The sequence below is a fragment of the Deinococcus frigens DSM 12807 genome (assembly GCF_000701425.1).
In the GTDB taxonomy this organism is placed as follows: domain Bacteria; phylum Deinococcota; class Deinococci; order Deinococcales; family Deinococcaceae; genus Deinococcus; species Deinococcus frigens.
In genome coordinates this window covers 29,584-45,943 of sequence record NZ_JNIW01000016.1, presented here as the reverse complement: position 1 = coordinate 45,943, position 16,360 = coordinate 29,584, and the positions used below count along the sequence as shown (strand labels likewise).

General features: G+C 67.0%; 17 protein-coding genes. 8 read left to right on the top strand and 9 right to left on the bottom strand.

Features of this window, described 5'->3' with window-relative positions:
• Positions 1 to 223 precede the first annotated feature (223 nt).
• From Q322_RS0108105 to Q322_RS0108090, 4 genes are read left to right on the top strand one after another with little or no spacing between them, the layout of a single operon-like run.
• Positions 224 to 829, top strand: a complete 606-nt coding sequence (locus Q322_RS0108105) for a GGDEF domain-containing protein (RefSeq protein WP_029477381.1) — start codon at positions 224 to 226, stop codon at positions 827 to 829.
• The gene (locus Q322_RS0108100) at positions 826 to 1,458 is read left to right on the top strand and encodes a nucleoside deaminase (RefSeq protein ID WP_034418021.1); all 633 of its coding nucleotides are present in this window, start codon (positions 826 to 828) and stop codon (positions 1,456 to 1,458) included. The genes Q322_RS0108105 and Q322_RS0108100 overlap by 4 nt, the downstream gene beginning before the upstream one ends.
• Positions 1,455 to 1,916, top strand: a complete 462-nt coding sequence (locus Q322_RS0108095; RefSeq protein ID WP_029477378.1) for an NUDIX hydrolase — start codon at positions 1,455 to 1,457, stop codon at positions 1,914 to 1,916. Before Q322_RS0108100 ends, Q322_RS0108095 begins: the two co-directional genes overlap by 4 nt.
• A 35-nt stretch (positions 1,917 to 1,951) precedes the next feature.
• Positions 1,952 to 2,518 carry a GNAT family N-acetyltransferase gene (locus tag Q322_RS0108090; RefSeq protein ID WP_029477377.1) on the top strand — a complete coding sequence of 189 codons (567 nt, stop codon included), beginning with the start codon at positions 1,952 to 1,954 and terminating at the stop codon, positions 2,516 to 2,518.
• On the opposite strand, the gene Q322_RS0108085 is transcribed toward Q322_RS0108090, so the two are convergent.
• Positions 2,475 to 3,002 carry a M23 family metallopeptidase gene (locus tag Q322_RS0108085; protein WP_034418019.1) on the bottom strand — a complete coding sequence of 176 codons (528 nt, stop codon included), beginning with the start codon at positions 3,000 to 3,002 and terminating at the stop codon, positions 2,475 to 2,477. The two genes, Q322_RS0108090 and Q322_RS0108085, sit on opposite strands and share 44 nt — an antisense overlap.
• 136 nt (positions 3,003 to 3,138) lie before the next feature.
• On the opposite strand from Q322_RS0108085, the gene Q322_RS0108080 reads away from it, so the two are divergent.
• Together Q322_RS0108080 and Q322_RS0108075 are read left to right on the top strand one after the other, a co-directional pair.
• Positions 3,139 to 4,401 carry a M16 family metallopeptidase gene (locus Q322_RS0108080; protein WP_029477375.1) on the top strand — a complete coding sequence of 421 codons (1,263 nt, stop codon included), beginning with the start codon at positions 3,139 to 3,141 and terminating at the stop codon, positions 4,399 to 4,401.
• Positions 4,394 to 5,638 (top strand): M16 family metallopeptidase, encoded by a 1,245-nt coding sequence (locus Q322_RS0108075; protein ID WP_029477374.1) that lies wholly within the window; start codon positions 4,394 to 4,396, stop codon positions 5,636 to 5,638. The genes Q322_RS0108080 and Q322_RS0108075 overlap by 8 nt, the downstream gene beginning before the upstream one ends.
• 69 nt (positions 5,639 to 5,707) lie before the next feature.
• Here Q322_RS0108075 and Q322_RS0108070 read toward each other — a convergent pair whose 3' ends face one another.
• Complete coding sequence (locus tag Q322_RS0108070; protein WP_034418016.1) at positions 5,708 to 6,892, bottom strand: CaiB/BaiF CoA transferase family protein; 1,185 nt, start codon at positions 6,890 to 6,892, stop codon at positions 5,708 to 5,710.
• A gap of 225 nt (positions 6,893 to 7,117) precedes the next feature.
• On the opposite strand from Q322_RS0108070, the gene Q322_RS0108065 reads away from it, so the two are divergent.
• Together Q322_RS0108065 and Q322_RS0108060 are read left to right on the top strand one after the other, a co-directional pair.
• The gene (locus Q322_RS0108065; RefSeq protein WP_029477372.1) at positions 7,118 to 9,376 is read left to right on the top strand and encodes a xanthine dehydrogenase family protein molybdopterin-binding subunit; all 2,259 of its coding nucleotides are present in this window, start codon (positions 7,118 to 7,120) and stop codon (positions 9,374 to 9,376) included.
• 22 nt (positions 9,377 to 9,398) lie between these two features.
• Positions 9,399 to 10,061, top strand: coding sequence for a GNAT family N-acetyltransferase (locus tag Q322_RS0108060; RefSeq protein WP_211248881.1), 663 nt, complete (start codon positions 9,399 to 9,401; stop codon positions 10,059 to 10,061).
• 49 nt (positions 10,062 to 10,110) lie between these two features.
• Here the strand turns inward: Q322_RS0108060 and Q322_RS0108055 are convergent, their stop codons facing one another.
• The 7 genes from Q322_RS0108055 to Q322_RS0108025 all read right to left on the bottom strand — a co-directional run bounded on the left by Q322_RS0108055 (position 10,111) and on the right by Q322_RS0108025 (position 16,344).
• A complete protein-coding gene (locus Q322_RS0108055; protein WP_029477370.1) occupies positions 10,111 to 10,785 on the bottom strand; it encodes a V-type ATP synthase subunit D in 675 nt (224 codons plus the stop codon).
• Positions 10,786 to 10,864: 79 nt separating this feature from the next.
• Positions 10,865 to 12,283, bottom strand: coding sequence for a V-type ATP synthase subunit B (locus Q322_RS0108050; protein WP_029477369.1), 1,419 nt, complete (start codon positions 12,281 to 12,283; stop codon positions 10,865 to 10,867).
• Positions 12,280 to 14,028 (bottom strand): V-type ATP synthase subunit A, encoded by a 1,749-nt coding sequence (locus Q322_RS0108045; RefSeq protein ID WP_029477368.1) that lies wholly within the window; start codon positions 14,026 to 14,028, stop codon positions 12,280 to 12,282. The genes Q322_RS0108050 and Q322_RS0108045 overlap by 4 nt, the downstream gene beginning before the upstream one ends.
• A 108-nt stretch (positions 14,029 to 14,136) precedes the next feature.
• Positions 14,137 to 14,463 carry a V-type ATP synthase subunit F gene (locus Q322_RS0108040; RefSeq protein WP_029477367.1) on the bottom strand — a complete coding sequence of 109 codons (327 nt, stop codon included), beginning with the start codon at positions 14,461 to 14,463 and terminating at the stop codon, positions 14,137 to 14,139.
• The gene (locus Q322_RS0108035; protein ID WP_029477366.1) at positions 14,456 to 15,436 is read right to left on the bottom strand and encodes a V-type ATPase subunit; all 981 of its coding nucleotides are present in this window, start codon (positions 15,434 to 15,436) and stop codon (positions 14,456 to 14,458) included. The genes Q322_RS0108040 and Q322_RS0108035 overlap by 8 nt, the downstream gene beginning before the upstream one ends.
• 2 nt (positions 15,437 to 15,438) lie before the next feature.
• Positions 15,439 to 16,020, bottom strand: a complete 582-nt coding sequence (locus tag Q322_RS0108030) for a V-type ATP synthase subunit E (RefSeq protein WP_029477365.1) — start codon at positions 16,018 to 16,020, stop codon at positions 15,439 to 15,441.
• Positions 16,021 to 16,023: 3 nt separating this feature from the next.
• Positions 16,024 to 16,344 (bottom strand): V-type ATP synthase subunit K, encoded by a 321-nt coding sequence (locus Q322_RS0108025; protein ID WP_156952949.1) that lies wholly within the window; start codon positions 16,342 to 16,344, stop codon positions 16,024 to 16,026.
• Positions 16,345 to 16,360 lie beyond the last annotated feature (16 nt).

Below are 16,360 nucleotides of genomic sequence, written 5' to 3'. Positions count from 1 at the left end.
GAGCCGTGCCCGCGCCGGAATCTCCGCGCCGGGTTTTTGCCGTTCCAAACGGCAGACTAGCCCTGCTGTTATAAAAATGTCAAGCGGAATCATCTGACAATTTGAGTGTAGGGCGCTCAAGGTGCGCCAGCACGTCTAAACAGCGTATACCTGCCCCACCTAGTCTGTATAACATATATATGTCAGACCAATATAGCTAGATTCTAGACCAGGAGGAACCCCTATGGCCCGCCCCGATATCCTGTCCCGCAATCCGTTTGAAGACGCCTTTGCCAAGCTGGGACATACCCCACTCACGCTTGCTGTGCTTGACCTCGATCACTTCAAGACCCTCAACGACACCCTGGGCCACACTGAGGGAGACCGCGTGCTGCGCGCCGTGGAGCGCCTGCTGTCGGGCAGTCTGCCGTCGGGCAGCATCATCGGGCGCATCGGCGGCGACGAGTACGCCGTGATCCTGCCGGAAAGCGCCGCAGAGACCGCGTTGATCCTGTTCGACGAGATGATCCGCCACTTTCATATCCACCGCGATCCGCACTGGCCGCGCAGCCTGGGCCTGAGCGTGGGGCTGGCCGCCCGTCCCGCCCACGCCAGTGAGTATGCCGAGCTGTACCGCGCCGCCGACGAGGCCCTGCTGCGAGCCAAACGCGAGGGCCGGGGCCGCGCCTGCATCTTCGTGGAGTCCAAGATGGTCCTCAAATCCAATTATTACCCCAAGAGCCAACTGGAACGCCTGAGCAAACTGAGCGGCGCGCTGGGCCGGACGGAAGCCAGCCTGCTGCGCGAGGCGCTGGACGAGCTGGTCGAGCGGTATCGGGGGGAGCTATGAACGGGACTGTGGAAACACTGTCTCCCGGCTGGCACGCGGCCCTCGAAGGAGCCTGGGAGACATACCTGCTTGGCTCGTACCCGATTGGGGCGTGCGTGGTGGACGCGGACGGGCAGGTCATTGCGCGGGGGCGCAACCGGCTGGGCGAGGAAAAGAAGGTCGACGGTGTCATTTCCGGGCATCGGCTGGGCCACGCCGAGGTCAACGCCCTCCTGACCCTGCCGGAACTGTCGGCGGCGGAGTGCCGGACATTGACGCTCGTTTCCACCGTGGAACCCTGCCCGCTGTGCCTGGGGGCCATGCTGATGCAGCGCGTCGGACACCTTTCCTACGCCGCCGCCGATCTGTGGGCCGGACACAGCGAGGCACTGACCAAAACCTCCTATCCCAGCCAGAGGAACGTGACGGTCAGCCGCGCACCGCAGAGCGTGGTCCGGGCCTGCACCGTCTGGCAATTCACCTTCCATATGGACCGGGGCATGCCGCTGGATCACGGCTACTTTCAGATTCACCGGGAGAGTGAACTGGCCCTTTACGCCGCCGCTGAGCAGTTGCACGCCTCCGGTTCACTGGCTGCTCTGCGTAAGCGCGGCGCGAGTCTGGAACAAGCGTTGGCGGTGCTGGCGTGAGCGCCCAACCCTTCCTCAACCTCTCGCCCGGTGAGGACCGGATCGGGCGGGCCTGCGCGTGGATTGAATACGAGGGCCGGGTGCTGATGTCAGCGCGGGATTCCTGGGGCTGGACTCTGCCTGGCGGCGGTATCCATCCCAATGAGACGCCTCAGCAGGCCGCCGTCCGCGAGGCGTGGGAGGAATGCGGCGCACATGGCGAGGTGGTGGGCGAGGCCGTCCGGCTTTCGGAGGGCGCGGACTGCTACCCCATGCGTCTGCTGGGGCTGGAAGCCAGCCCGGAAGGGCGTCCGGTGCTGTGGGTTAGGACGAATTCGTTGTGGTGGGCGTGTGACCCTCAACTGTGTCAGATGCTGGTCGCAGGGGGCCGCGCTGTGCCGCCGCCTGCTGTCCGGGCTTTGATGCGAGTGGTCAGGCGCGTGGTTTTCCAGATTCAGGCCAGACTTGGGCGGTCTTGAGGGCGGACTTGGCCTTGGAGGTCTAAACTCCCCCCATGCACCACTCCACCACCCTGACCGACGGCAGTCTGACCCTGCGCCCGCTGACTGAGGCGGATATTCCCGGCCTGTGCGCCCTGGCCGCAGATTGTGCGGACGAGTTGGCCCTGATGGGAACCTCCCCGTCAAACGCGGCCTACTATCAGGCAGGACTGGACGCCCCCGATCAGCAGCCCCTGACCATCGTGGTGGACGGCGAACTGGCGGGCAGCACGCGCTACGGCGACATTCGCGTGGCGCACGCGGGTCTGGAAATCGGCTGGACGTGGTTGCATCCGCGCCACATGGGAACGGGTATCAACCGCCGTATGAAGCTGTTGCTGCTGGCCCACGCCTTTGGGGAGTTAGGGATGCAGCGCGTGCAGCTCAAGACCGACAACCTGAACATCCGCTCCCAGCGCGCCATCGAGAAACTCGGCGCGGTGCGCGAGGGTGTGTTGCGGCGGCACCAGCGCCGTCAGGACGGAACCTTGCGCGACACGGTGATGTACTCCATCACGGCGGACGAGTGGCCGGAGATCAGGGCGCGGCTGGGTTCTTCTCCAGCAATCCATACGGATTAATGGCCCCGCCGCCCGCGTAAATTCCGTAATGCAGATGCGGAGGCGTGTTCTTGGCGTTGCCACTGTTGCCCACATAGCCCACGACAGTTCCCGCCTCTATCCACTCGCCTCGTTCTAACTCCGGGTATTTCTCCAGGTGCGCGTAATAGTGCCGCTGCCCGCCGGGGCCAAGGACCATCACCGTGCGCCCGCCCAGCCCGTTGGGGCCGACATTCAACACGATGCCGCGCGTGGTGGCATGAATGGGTGTATTTCGTTTGGCGAAGATGTCAATGCCCTCGTGCCTGCGCCCCTGGCTGCGGGCCGCGCCCCAGGTGTCGGTCAGATTCTGGCCGGGCAGCGGACTGGGGAGGCTGTCTTCGGCTGGCGTGGGCGCGGACAGCAGCGCCGAGTATCGCTGGGCGTTCCTGATCTGCGGCCACAGCAGATACAGCGCCCCGGCCAGCAACGCCAGAAAAACAATCAGCCCCAGAAAACGCTTCACGGTCCCAGCATGCCGCCCTGGGGCCAGGGGAGAATCAGGGGAAAGTTGTAGAAATGCCCGTTTCTTCGGCTTCCACCCCCCGGCGAATTCCCCCACATCCCACATCCGTTTACCCACAACCCTCTACAATCGCCGGATGCATGCCTTGCCCCAAGCTCCCCCCGCCTCTGAATTGTGGACGCTGTCCGGCGGCCTGCGGCTGGCTTTTGAACGCCGGGCCGGGCCGGGTTTCGCCTTTGATCTGCGCCTGCCAGTGGGCAGCGCCCATGATCCAGTGGGCCAGGAAGGTTCGTCGGGCGTGCTGGAGGAGTGGCTGTTCAAGGGCGTGGCGGGCCGCGACGCCCGCGCCTTGCAGGACGCCTTCGATGACCTGGGCGTGCGCCGGGGCGGCGGCGTGGGGCCGGAGGCGACGCGCATGGGCGTGTCTGGCCTGCGCGATGATCTGGGAGCCTCACTGACGCTGGTGGCCGATGTATTGCTGCGCCCCGATCTGCCGGAGGCCGAATTGCCCGTGCTGACCGATCTGGCGCGGCAGGATCTGGACGGCCTTCAGGACAGCCCGCCCGACCTGCTAGCGTTAGAGGCCCGGCGGGTGACCTTTCCTCGCCCCGCCGACTCCCCGCTGGCAGGCTTCGCGCACCCGCCCAGCGGCACGCTGAAGGGTTTGGAGGGGTTGACCGCCGACACCTTGCGGGCGCATCTGGACGCCTATGGGCAGGCGGGCGCGGTGCTGGGGCTGGTGGCCGATCTGGAGCAGGAAGCGGCGCTGAGTCTGGTTTCCGACGCTCTGGCAGGCTTGCGCCCCGGACGGCAGCCCCAGGCGACGGCAGATTTTCAGGCCGGGCGGCGCGTCCATGTCACGGATGCGGACGCCGAGCAAACCCACCTGAGCCTGACCGCCCCCGGCATCGCGCCTGGCGATTCGCGCTGGCTGGCGTGGCAGGTGGCCTTAACGGCGCTGTCCGGGGGCAGTGCCAGCCGCCTGTTCCATGCCGTGCGCGAGGAGCGTGGGCTGGCCTACGCGGTCAGCGCCTCGCCGGTGCTGCTGGGCGGCCAGGGCTTTCTGACGGCCTACGCGGGCAGCACCCCGGCCCGCGCCCCTGAAACGCTGGAGGTGATGCTGGCCGAACTCGCGCGCCTGCCCCAGGGTCTGAGCGCCGACGAGTTCCGCCGCGCCCGCAGCGGCCTGCGTGCCAGCGTGGTCTTCAGCGCGGAATCCATGCGCGCCCGCGCCGGGGCGTTGACGCGTGACGTGGCCGTGTTCGGGCAGGTACGCCCGCTGGCCGAATTGCGCGCAAGTCTGGACGCACTGACCCTGGAAAGCGTGAACAGCTTTCTGGCGGCCTACGACCCGGTTTCGGAAATCACGATTGTCACGCTGGGGCCGGAAAATGTTTAGGGGTGGTATCGAACCTCTGACCCACGTTCTGCCCAACGGTCTGACCCTGCTCCTGGAGGCAGACCCGGTCGCGCAGACCGTCGCCGCCGGATACTTCGTCAACACCGGGGCGCGCGACGAGTTGCCGCAGGAAATGGGCGCGAGTCATTTCCTCGAACACCTGATGTTCAAGGGGTCTGAGCGGCTCTCGGCTTCGGTTCTGAACGAGCGGCTGGACGATCTGGGGGGGCAGTCCAACGCCTTTACCGGCGAGGAGGCCACCGTCTACCACGCCGCCTGCCTGCCCGAACAGACGGGCGAACTGCTGGACACCCTGACCGAATTGATGCGCCCGGCGTTGCGTGAAAGCGATCTGGAGGCCGAGCGCGGCGTGATTCTGGAAGAAATCGCCATGTACGCCGACCAGCCGGGCATCCGCGTGATCGACGAATTGCGGGCCGACTACTGGGGCGCGCACCCGCTGGGGCACCTGATCCTGGGGACCACTCAGACGGTGGGGGACCTGAGCCGCGAGGCCCTGACCCACAACCACCGCGCCCGCTACGGCGCATCCCGCGTGACGCTGGCGCTGACGGGTGCGTTCGGTCCAGAGGCGGTTCTGGAGTGGGCCACGGCGAATCTGGCGGACTGGCCTGCTGCCGATGCGCCCGGTGTAGAGCCGCCGCCCATCCCGGCTTTCCCCGCCCGCGTGCGCGTGGTCCCGGACCCCGAACTGAGCCGCGTGCAGGTGGCCCTCGCCGCTCCCGGCCTGCCCGTGACCCACCCCCTGCGCGAGGCGGCGGGCGTGCTGGCCGACCTGATCGGCGGCGAGAACGGCGCGCTGTACTGGGCGCTGCTGGACACCGGCCTGGCCGACAGCGCCGATCTGGCCCATCTGGAATACCGCGACGCCGGGAGTTTCGAGGGCGGCTTCTCCTGCGATCCGGCCCGCGCTCAGGCCGTGCTGGACATCTTCCGCGCCGTGCTGCGCGACGCCGACGCGCTGATCACCGAACCCGCCGTGCGCCGCGCCGCCCGCAAACTGGCGGTGTCCACGCTGCTGCGCGCCGAAACGCCGCAGGGCCGCCTGTTCGCGCTGGGCATGGAATACCTGGCAACTGGGCGGGCCGAGACGACCCCGCAACTGGTGGATCACTACGCCAAGGTCAGCACCGGGGCTGTGCGCGAGGTGTTGAGGCTCTGCCCGCTGGACCGCTGGACGGGAGTGGCGCTGGGACCGCTGACGGAACTGGAATAGAAGTGCTTGCTTCCCCCTCCCCTCGTGAGCGAGGGCCGGGGTCAGGAGGGGTATGACCGGCGAACCCGCTCAAGTCCCAGATTCCAGCTCCCCCAGCACCTCCGCTGTGTGCTGCCCCAGCGTGGGCGGGGCGCGGCGCACGGGCAGGGTCCGTCCCCCGATGTCCCACGGCGGCGAGGTGACGGTGGTGTGGCCCAGCGACGCATGCTCCACCTCTACCGCCACGCCGCGCGCCCGCACATGCGGATCATCAAACACCTCGGCCATGTTGTTGACGGGGCCGCACGGCACGCCCGTCCGTTCCAGCCGGTCCATGATGTCCTGACGGGTCAAGCGGGCCAGGCCGCCCAGCATCAGCGTGTCCAGCTCGGCGCGGCCCTTCACGCGGCCCTCGTTGGTGGCAAAGCGTGGGTCCGCGTCCAGCTCGGTCAGATCCAGCGCCGCGCAGAAGCGCCGCCACAGGGCGTCGTTGCCCACCGCGATATTCACGAAGCCGTCGCCGCAGGCCACCGTTCCGTACGGCACGATGCTGCGGTGGTCATTGCCGACGGGCACGGGAATTTCCCCGGTCGCCAGGTAACGCCCCACCTGCGATGACCCCAGCGCGATCACGCTTTCCAGCAGATTCACGTCCACCCGCTCGCCCTGCCCACTGCGCTCGCGCCCGTAGAGCGCGGCCAGAATCGCCTGCGTGATCAGCGATCCGGCGAACACGTCGGCCACCGCCACGCCCACCCGCAGCGGCGGGCCGCCGATCTCGCCGTTGTAGCTCATCATGCCGCCCATGCCCTGCGCGATCACGTCGTACCCGGCGCGGTCCTTGTATGGCCCCCATTGCCCGAACCCGGAGATGCTGGCGTAGATCAGCCGGGGATGCGCGGCATGCAGCGCCTCCCAGCCCAGGCCCAGGCGCTCCAGCGTGCCGGGGCGGAAGTTTTCCACCAGCACGTCGCTCGCGGCGATCAGCTTGCGACCGGCGTCCAGGCCCTGCGGCGTCTTGAGGTCCAGCTCCACACTGCGCTTGTTGCGGTTGACGCTCAGGAAGTAGCTGGACTCGCGTCCCCCATCGCTTTCCTGAAAGGGCGGCCCCCAGCCGCGCGTGTCGTCGCCGCCGGGCGGCTCGATCTTGATCACGTCCGCACCCAGATCGCCCAGCAGCATGGTGCAAAAGGGGCCGGTCAGTACGCGTGTAAAGTCGGCCACCCGGATGCCGGAAAGGGGCAGAGCGGGCGGCGAAGGGTGAGGGGAAGTCATGGGCACGCGGCGGGACAAGGCATGATGGCGGAAACCTCCGGGACAGAGACAGGGGCACAGAGCAAGGGGGAATGTCAGGCCCCCGGAGTCTAGCCCAGTGGTGTCTGGCTCAGTGGTGTCTGGCCCAGTGGTGTCCGGCCCAGTCGGCACATGGCGCTGACTCCAGGGCACTGGTCCCAGAGCGCGCCAGCCCGTAGACTCTCAGCCGAACCCCAGGAGGTCCACGTGACAGACACCACCTATCTCGGCAAACGGCGCAGGATCATCGACGGCCTCGAAAAGGTGCGGGGCAGGGCGCGCTACACCGCCGATCTGGACCTCGCGGGCATGCTGCACGCCCGCCCGGTCCTCTCGCCGTACCCGCACGCGCGGCTCGGGGCCATCGACGCCTCCGCCGCCCTGAGCGTGCCCGGCGTGGTCGCTGTGCTGACCGCAGCGGACCTGAACGGGGGGCGCACCGCCCACTCGCGGCCCAGCATGCTCCTGGCACAGGGCGAGGTGCAGTTTGCCGGGCAGCCGGTCGCGGTGGTGGTCGCCGCCACCGAGGCGCAGGCCGCCGACGCCGCCGCGCTGCTGGACATCGACTACCAGGTGCTGGAGAGCGTGGACGACGCGGAAGCGGCCATGACCGACGAACAGTTGGTGTGGCCGCAGGGCGTGCCGGGCGCGGACACCAGTCTGGCGAGCCTGCACGGCGGCGAGGCGGGCGCGCAGGGCGGCGACACGCGGTCGAACATTGACGAGCGCCGGACGTTTGCGCGGGGAGACGCCGAGGCAGCGCTGGCAGGCGCGCACACCGTGGTGAAGGGCACCTACACGAATTCGTGGGTCCACCAGTCGTACCTGGAACCGCACGCGGTGGTGGCGCAGCCCGGACTCCGGCCCGGCCAGGTCACGGTGTATACCAGCACGCAGGGACAGTACGCGGTGCGCGGCGAGGTCGCGGGCGCGCTGGGGCTGCGCGAGGGGGACGTGCGGGTCAAGCCGATGACCGTCGGCGGCGGTTTTGGGGCGAAGTACGGCATCATCGACGCGCTGGTGACGGCGGTGGCGCTGCACCTGGACCGCCCGGTGCGGATGGTCCTGTCGCGCAGCGAGGACATGCTGACCACCATGCCCGCCCCCGGCACGGTGATCCGCGTGCGCCTGGGGGCCGATCAGACCGGCCACCTGGTGGGTCTGGACGTGCACGCCGTGATCGAGAACGGCATCTTCCGCTTTGGGCACGCGGGCATCCTCGCCACCCTGATCGGCGGAATGTACCGCTGCGAGAACCTGAGCATCGAGACGCTGGAAGTCCTGACCCACCGCGCGCCCACCGGGGCCTACCGCGCGCCCGGCGTGCCGCAGGCCCTCTTCGCGCTGGAATCGAGCGTGGACGAACTCGCCCGCGCCCTCGGGCACGATCCGCTGGAGCTGCGCCTGCTCAACGCCGTGGAGGGCGGCGACCCCACCGGCACCGGACGCCCGTGGCCGGACATCGGCCTGAAAGCCTGCCTGGAGCGGGCGCGCGAGCATCCGCTGTGGCAATCGCGCGCCGCGCGGCCCCACCACGAGGGGGTGGGCCTGGCCGTCGGCGGCTGGCCGGGGGGCTTCTCACCTGCCGGAGCAGTGTGCCGGGTGGACACCGACGGCACCGTGCGGCTGCATGTGGGCAGTGTGGACATCAGCGGCGTCCACAGCTCGATGGTGCTGATCGTCGCCGAGACGCTGGACATCGACCCGGAGACCGTCGAGATCGTGCAGGGCAGCACCGACAGCGGACCGTATGCCCCCGCCTCGGGCGGTTCGCAGGTCACCATCAGTCTGTCGGGGGCGGTGCTGGGGGCCAGCCAGCAGGTACGTGAACAGTTGCTGGACCTGGCCGCCTCGCATTTCGAGGCACACCGCGACGACATTGAGCTGAGCGGGGGCCAGGCGCGCGTGCGCGGCGTGGCCGGACAGGACGTGACCCTGGGGCAGCTCGCCCGGCTGGGCCAGGGAACGGCGGGCGGCCCCGGCCCGGTGGTCGCCGAGGGCCGCGCCGCGATCAAGGGCGGCGCACCCGGCTTCACGGCGCAGCTCATGCGGGTGCGGGTCGATCCCGATACCGGACACGTCACGCCGCTGGAGGCGGTCTGTATCCAGGATGTCGGGTACGCCCTCAATCCGCTGCTGGTCGAGGGCCAGATGCACGGCGGCACGGCCCAGGGCCTGAGCATGGGGCTGTACGAGGGCCTGAACTTCGAGGGCGGCACACTGACCAACCCCAACTTCATGGAATACGTGTTTCCCACCTCCACCGACCTGCCGCCCATCGACGCGGTGATCGTCGAGCGGCCCTCCGAACACGGGCCGTTCGGGGCGCGCGTCGTCGGCGAACCGCCGATCACGGCGGGGGCCGCCGCCATCGCCAACGCGATCCGCGACGCGGCGGGCGTACGCGTCACGGGCCTGCCTGCCACGCCCGAGCAGGTCTGGCGGCTGATGCAGGAGCGCGGCTGAGCGTATGCCTGCATGGAGGCTTATGGTTGACCGGATGCTGACCGATCACTGGCCCCTGGCCGCCCTGCGCCTCCAGACGCCGCGCCTGGAATTGCGTCCGCCGGATGACGAGGAACTGGCCGCCCTCGCCGGTGTCGCGGCACAAGGCGTCCATCACCCTGAGCAGCGCCCCTTTCTGACGCCCTGGACGCACCTTCCGCCTGCGCGGCGCGCCCTGTTTGTGATCCAGCAGCACGGGCTGACGCGTGGGCAGTGGCGGCCAGAGGCGTGGATTCTGGAACTGGGCATCTTCCACGGCGGCCAACCCATCAGCATGGTCTCGCTGCGGGGCCGCGACTTCCCGGTTCTGCGCGAGGTCAGGACCAGTTCCTGGCTCGGTCTGGACTTTCAGGGTCAAGGCTCCGGCACCGGGGCACGCGCCGCGCTGCTGCATCTGGCCTTCGCCGAACTCGGCGCGGTGGCCGCACTCAGCGAGGTCTTTCAGGACAATGCGGCTTCACAAAGTGTTTCCCGCAAGCTGGGCTACCGGCCCGACGGCATCTCGCGGGACGTGCTGGACGGTGCGGTCGTCGTCTCGGATCGCCTGCGCCTTATGCGGGAGGACTGGGAGCAAGATCAACATGCGACGGTGACGGTGACGGGTCTGGAGTCATGCCGCCAATTCTTCTTCCCCGGGTCCGATTGAGCAGCAAAAAACCGCCCCACTGGGAGGGCGGCTCTCTCTACGCTCGGACTCAGTCTGCTGCGGAGCCGTGGTTCCCGGCCTGCATGTTTTCCTTGTCCTTCTTGGCGTCGGCTTCCAGCTTGGCCTTGATCTTCTTCAAGGTAAAGCTGGCCTCGCGTTCGCGCTGGTCCAGCACGCTGCGGATAAAGCGGATGTCGTCCTGAATGCCGGGAATCAGAACCTGTTCCAGCGCGTTCACGCGGCGCGAGGTTTTTTTAATTTCCTCGCCAATGCGGCGCAGTTTGGTCTCGGTGGCGGCTACCTTGACGATGCCGTCCATCACGCCGCCAAAATCGGTGGCGGCCTGGATGGTGCGCGCCCCGACGTTGATCGGGCTGAACGTGGTGGCGGTGTCGCGCTCGGGAATCTCGATGCGCGGCACTTTCACGCCGTACAGGTTGTCGATCTGCATGTCGATGGCGTAATCGCCGCTGCCCGCCAGACTCAGGCTCTCAACGGCCTCCGGGCTGTCCCACGCTTTCGCGCCGAACAGGCTGGTGTAAGCGCCCTTGCTGACGCCGGAGAGTTCCTCGCGGGCGGCCAGCGCGTCCTTGACCAGCGCGAAGAACTCGCCGATCAACGCGTCGCGCTTGCGCTTCAGCAGGTCCGCGCCGCTCTGTGCGGTCTTGAGGCTGGCCTTGCTCGCCAGCATGGCGCTGCGGGTGGGGCTGATCTGTCCTGCCATGTGTGTTCACCTCCTTTCTTGGTGGAGATTTGGAGAGTCTGACCGCTGTCACTTACAGCGGTCAGATCTCCTGGCCTGCTTAGATGCTCGTGCTGCGCCCGCCGCGCCACATGTCGTCCATCTTCTCGCCGTAGAACTTGTCGATGGAGTCCTTGCTCAGGCGGGTCAACTGGCTCTGTGGCAGCTTGGAGAGGATGCCCCAAGCCACGGTCAGGCTGTCGTCGATGCTGCGGTCCTGATCGCCCTGGCCGATGAAATACTGCTCGAAGTCGTCGGCGAAGCGCAGGTACAGCTTGTCGGTGTCGGTCAGGGCGTCCTCACCCGTGATGGCGACGAGCTTACGCAAGTCCAGCCCGTTGGCGTAGGCCGCGAACAACTGATCGGACACGTTCTTGTGATCGGCGCGGGTCTTCCCCTTGCCGATGCCGTTGCCCTGCAAGCGGCTCAGGCTAGGCAGCGGGTTGATCGGCGGGAACACGCCCTTGGCGTTCAGCGTGCGGTCCACCACGATCTGGCCTTCGGTAATGTAGCCGGTCAGGTCGGGGATCGGGTGGGTAATATCGTCGTCGGGCATGGACAGAATCGGAATCTGCGTGACCGAGCCAGGCTTGCCCTGCACCACGCCTGCGCGTTCATATAGGGAGGCCAAGTCGGTGTACATGTAGCCGGGGAAGCCACGGCGTCCGGGGATTTCCTCGCGCGCGCCGCCGATTTCACGCAGCGCCTCGCAGTAGTTGGTGAGATCGGTCAGGATCACCAGGACGTGGTAGCCGTGCTCGAAGGCCAGGTACTCGGCAGTGGTCAGCGCCATGCGCGGCGTCAGTAGACGCTCCACGGCAGGATCGTCGGCGCGGTTCAGGAACAGCACGGCGCGGGCCAGCGCCCCGGTGCGCTCGAACTCCTGCGTGAAGAAGGAGACCTCGCGCTGGGTCAGGCCCATCGCCGCGAAGACCACCGCGAAGGGTTCATCCGAGCCGGGCACCTTGGCCTGACGCGCGATCTGGGCCGCCAGTTCGTTGTGGGGCAGACCGGAGCCGGAGAAGATCGGGAGCTTCTGCCCACGAATCAGGCTGGTGTTCACGTCAATGGTGGAGATCCCGGTCTGGATGAATTCCTCGGGCTTGGCGCGGGCGGTGGGGTTCATGGCCTGACCGTTAATGCTCAGGCGTTTCTCGGCCACCACGGCGGGCAGCCCGTCGATGGGGCGGCCCAGGCCGTCGAAGCGGCGTCCGATCATTTCCTTACTGACGCCCAGGCGAGCCACGTCTTCCACCAGGCTCACCGAGGCGGTGGCGAGGTCGAGGCCGCGCGTTTCGCCGAACACCTGGATCACGGCGTTCTGGTCGCTCACAGTGATGACCTGGCCGCCGCGCAGCTTGCCGCTGGCGTCCTTGATGTTGACAATTGCGCCGTAGGCCAGATCGCTGGCCGCGTTCACGAACAGCAGCGGCCCGGAAATATAGGCGACGTCGTTGTACTCCTTCTGGAGAAGGGTCATGCGGTCACTCCCTTGAAGGTCTGGGCGAGTTCGTCCATGACGCCCTCGCCGTAGGCATTGAATTCAGTCTCGGCCACGTAGCGGGCGCGGGCCAGCTTCTCGATGACCGGGTTCTGGATGATGTCGTCGATGGTTGCGCCGCTCTTGAGGGCCGCATCGGCTTCCTCGTAGAACTTCAGGAACATCTTCATCAGGCCGTAGTTCTTGGGCATCGAGGACGAGGCGTCCACGGCGTCGAAGCCGTTTTGCTGCAAAAAGTCCTGACGCAGCATGCGCCCGGCCTCGATGATCAGCCGCTCGTTGTCCTGCAAAGCGTCCGGGCCGACGAGCTGCACCACTTCCTGCAAGGAGGCTTCTTCCTGCAAGATGTTCTGGATGCGCTGGCGCAGTTCGGGGAAGTCGGAACCGACGTTGTCGCGGTACCACCGGTCCAGAATGGGCGTGAATAGGCTGTAAGAGCCGTTCCAGTTGATTGCCGGAAAGTGGCGGCGGCGGGCCAGGCCCGCGTCCAGACGCCAGAATGCGCCGGTGATTCGCAGGGTGGCCTGGGTCACGGGTTCGGACATGTCGCCGCCTGCGGGCGAGACTGCGCCGATCACGCTGACCGCGCCGTCCTCGCCGCCCAGGGTCTTGACGGCCCCAGCGCGCTCGTAGAACGCCGCCAGTTTCGCGCCCAGGTAAGGGGGATACCCTTCTTCTGCGGGCATTTCTTCCAGACGCGAGGAGATTTCGCGGAGGGCCTCGGCCCAGCGGCTGGTGCTGTCGGCCATCAGGGACACGCTGTAGCCCTGATCGCGGAAGTACTCGGCCAGGGTAATGCCGGTGTACACGCTGGCTTCACGCGCCGCCACGGGCATGTTGGAGGTGTTGGCGATCAGGATGGTGCGCTGCATCAGGGGGTTGCCGGTCTTGGGGTCCTCCAGTTCCGGGAATTCCACCAGCACGTCGGTCATCTCGTTGCCGCGCTCGCCGCAGCCCACGTACACCACGATGTCGGCGTTGCCGTACTTGGCCACGCTCTGCTGGGTCACGGTCTTGCCCGAGCCGAAGGGACCGGGAATCGCCGCCGCGCCGCCCATCACGAGGGGGAACAGCACGTCCAGAATCCGCATTCCGGTCAGGAAGGGCAGGCTGGGATCGAGCTTCTTGGCAACGGGACGCGCCGCGCGAACAGGCCAGTAGTGGGCCATCCGCAGTTTTGTGCCGTCTTCCAGTTCGGCAATCGTATCGTCGATGGTGTACTCACCGGCAGCCACGATGCTTTTAATCTTGCCGCTGCTTTCCGGCGGAACCAGAATCTTGTGGGTGAAGGCGAACTCCGGCACGGTGCCGAGGATGGCGCTGCCGATGACCTCATCGCCGACCCCCACGCTGGGGGTGAAATCCCACTTGCGCTCGCGGTCCAGACTGGAGACTTCGATGCCGCGCGCGATAAAGTCGCCCGACAGCTCGCGGATCTTGTCCAGCGGGCGCTGGATGCCGTCGTAGATGCCGTTGAGCATCCCTGGCCCCAGTTCCACCGACAGCGGCAGCCCGGTGGTTTCCACAGGTTCGCCCACGGTCAGGCCGGAGGTATCCTCGTACACCTGCACGAAGGCGGTGTTGCCGTCCAGGCGGATGATCTCGCCCACCAGGCGTTCGGTGCCGACTCGCACGATGTCGTACATCTTCGCGCCGTACATGCCGTCCGCGATCACCGCAGGTCCGGCAATGCTCTGCACGACGCCACTCTTGTTCTGAGTCATTGAATCTCCTTCGGAGAGGTTGATGGTTGAAAGTAGATGGTTGATGGAAAAAGAGCGTGTTGGAGGCTATTTTTACCATCAACCATCAACCGTTTACCATCAACCCACTTACAGTTTGATATCGAAGCCAATCGTTTCCCGCACCAGTTTGCCCATGTACGCCTTGGCGTCCACGGTTTCGGGCGAGAAGGCGTCTTTCAGGCTGGGAATGGGCAGCAGGATGGGCAGGTCACGGCCCCGCATGACGCGGGCGGTGGATGTCGCCGGATCGGCGATCAGGCTGGTGTCAATGGCTACCAGGCCGTAATCGCCCTCGGTGATCAGGCGTTCCAGCTCGGCCTGAGCATTTTCCGGCGTGGTGTCCACCACCTCGGCTCCAGCCAGGCGGAAGCCGGTGGCGGTCTCGTGATCGGTCAGAACGACGACTTTACGCACCTTCCAGCTCCCTTTGCAGCTCGTCCTTGGACAGGCCGTAGAACTTGGCGCGGCCAATCAGACGCATGCGGGCGATTTCCTGTTCCTTGCGGCGCAGGTAATCCAGCGCCACGCCCGGCCCCAGCGCGTCGGCCATGGCCACGTTGCGGCTGGCTTCATCCAAGAGCCGCCGGGCAATCGCCTCGGAGCTGCCCAGATCGGGGGCTTCCAGCACCGCGCCCAGATCGGGGGCCGAGACGCTGTTGTCGCCGCCCGCGATGCGCAGGAAGTCGGCCTCGGACACGTCGCGTCCGCCGGGGATGAAATAGCGGACGTTGGGGGCCGCGCCGCGCAACTGGCGGGCGATCAGCAGGTTGCGAACGTCGATCTCGCGCGTGAAGTAACGGCGGACATTGGTGCCGCGCACGCCCGAAAGCACGGCGCGGTAATACCCCTGATCCAGCGCAACCTCTAAATCGAGCAGGCTGTTGGCCCCGCCACTGACGGCGGCGCGCAGAATCTGGCCGATCTTGCCGCCCGCCACGCTCAGGGTCTGGGCGAGGCTGGCGACGTCGGCACTCTGGGCCGCGCCCTGGAGGGCAGACCACGGCAGTGTTCCCGCCGGGATCAGGCCCGCCACGATGTCGTCTGCCGATCTGCCGGTCTGCACGCCGCGCACCAGGGTCTTAACATTCTGGAGGTCATAGCGCAGCAGCAACGCCTCGATCTCGCGGGCGGGTTGCCCGGTGGCAATCGAGCGCAGATGCGAGATTGCTTTGAGGTAGTTGCGGCTCAGGGCCTCGTCGAGCTGCCCCAGACCCGCCCCCTGCGCGGTGGCCTCGCCCAGGTCCTCGCGCAGCGGCGTCTCGCTGATCTGACGCAGGAATTCCTGGTAGTTCAACGTGTTCGTCACGTCGTCCATCGCGCGGGCGTCCACCAGGGCCACGCGCATCATGCGCACGCGCCCGTTGATATACCCGTAGGGGTTGTTCATGTTCAGCCCCCTTGGGACTCGGCCAGCATGTGTGAGACTTCGGCGCTCAGGGTGGGGCGCGCGGCTTCCAGACGGCCCAGCAGGGTGTTCTGCACGCTGGTCTTGCCGCCGGAACCCAGCAGGCGCACGCCGGTCTTCACCGTGTCGTTCACGCGCACGTCCATACTGCGGCCCAGCCCGGACAGCGCCTGACGCACCGCGCCTTCCTCTGCCGCAGAGGTTTCGACGACTTCCGCCGTCGGCAGGGCACTGAGGCCCTCCTCGATCAGCTTGGTCAGCACCTGCGGGTATTCCGGCGCGCTGACCATGCTGGTGATGAACTGCTGGGCGGTCTGAAAGGCCTTGACCTGCAAGGTGTCCGAGGCCGCCAGCCGCTGGGCATTGCTGTCCAGATCGGCGGCGCTGCGGGCGCGGGTCAGTCCGGCGGCGTAGTCGCTGTCCAGGGCGCGCTTTCTGCCCTCGATCATGCCCTGGGCGCGTTCCTGGGCGGCAGAGACGATCTGCGCGGCCTTTTCCTGCGCGCCAGAGCGAATCTGGGTGATCTCGCCCTGGATTTCCTGCTCTAGGATGTCACCGAGGCTCATCGCTTACCCGCGCAGCAGGAAGAAGCCGACGAAGCCGAAGATGACGAGCGTTTCGGGGATAAAGAACCAGATCGCCATCTGACCGAACTTCTCGGGGCGCTCGGCCACCACGCCTGCGGCGGCAGCGCCGATGGGTCCCTGCGCCAGACCGGTGCCGACGGCTCCCAGGCCCAGGGCCAGGCCCGCGCCGATGGCCTTGAGTCCCGCCGCGTTGGCGTCTGCGCCCGTTGCGGCGACTTCCTGCGCGAAGGCGGAACCGGCGAAGGTCATAACAGTCAGGGCGGGGGCGTATTTAGCGGCTTTCTGGATTGCGGTGTTCTTCATGTGTTTCCTCCGGGAA

Bases quoted from the DNA above. Each gene is read 5' to 3' on its own strand.
- Q322_RS0108105 (WP_029477381.1), top strand. From the start codon at position 224: ATGGCCCGCCCCGATATCCTGTCCCGCAATCCGTTTGAAGACGCCTTT.
- Q322_RS0108100 (WP_034418021.1), top strand. From the start codon at position 826: ATGAACGGGACTGTGGAAACACTGTCTCCCGGCTGGCACGCGGCCCTC.
- Q322_RS0108090 (WP_029477377.1), top strand. From the start codon at position 1,952: ATGCACCACTCCACCACCCTGACCGACGGCAGTCTGACCCTGCGCCCG.
- Q322_RS0108080 (WP_029477375.1), top strand. From the start codon at position 3,139: ATGCATGCCTTGCCCCAAGCTCCCCCCGCCTCTGAATTGTGGACGCTG.
- Q322_RS0108075 (WP_029477374.1), top strand. From the start codon at position 4,394: ATGTTTAGGGGTGGTATCGAACCTCTGACCCACGTTCTGCCCAACGGT.
- Q322_RS0108070 (WP_034418016.1), bottom strand. From the start codon at position 6,892: ATGACTTCCCCTCACCCTTCGCCGCCCGCTCTGCCCCTTTCCGGCATC.
- Q322_RS0108060 (WP_211248881.1), top strand. From the start codon at position 9,399: ATGGTTGACCGGATGCTGACCGATCACTGGCCCCTGGCCGCCCTGCGC.
- Q322_RS0108055 (WP_029477370.1), bottom strand. From the start codon at position 10,785: ATGGCAGGACAGATCAGCCCCACCCGCAGCGCCATGCTGGCGAGCAAG.
- Q322_RS0108050 (WP_029477369.1), bottom strand. From the start codon at position 12,283: ATGACCCTTCTCCAGAAGGAGTACAACGACGTCGCCTATATTTCCGGG.
- Q322_RS0108045 (WP_029477368.1), bottom strand. From the start codon at position 14,028: ATGACTCAGAACAAGAGTGGCGTCGTGCAGAGCATTGCCGGACCTGCG.
- Q322_RS0108035 (WP_029477366.1), bottom strand. From the start codon at position 15,436: ATGAACAACCCCTACGGGTATATCAACGGGCGCGTGCGCATGATGCGC.
- Q322_RS0108030 (WP_029477365.1), bottom strand. From the start codon at position 16,020: ATGAGCCTCGGTGACATCCTAGAGCAGGAAATCCAGGGCGAGATCACC.
- Q322_RS0108025 (WP_156952949.1), bottom strand. From the start codon at position 16,344: ATGAAGAACACCGCAATCCAGAAAGCCGCTAAATACGCCCCCGCCCTG.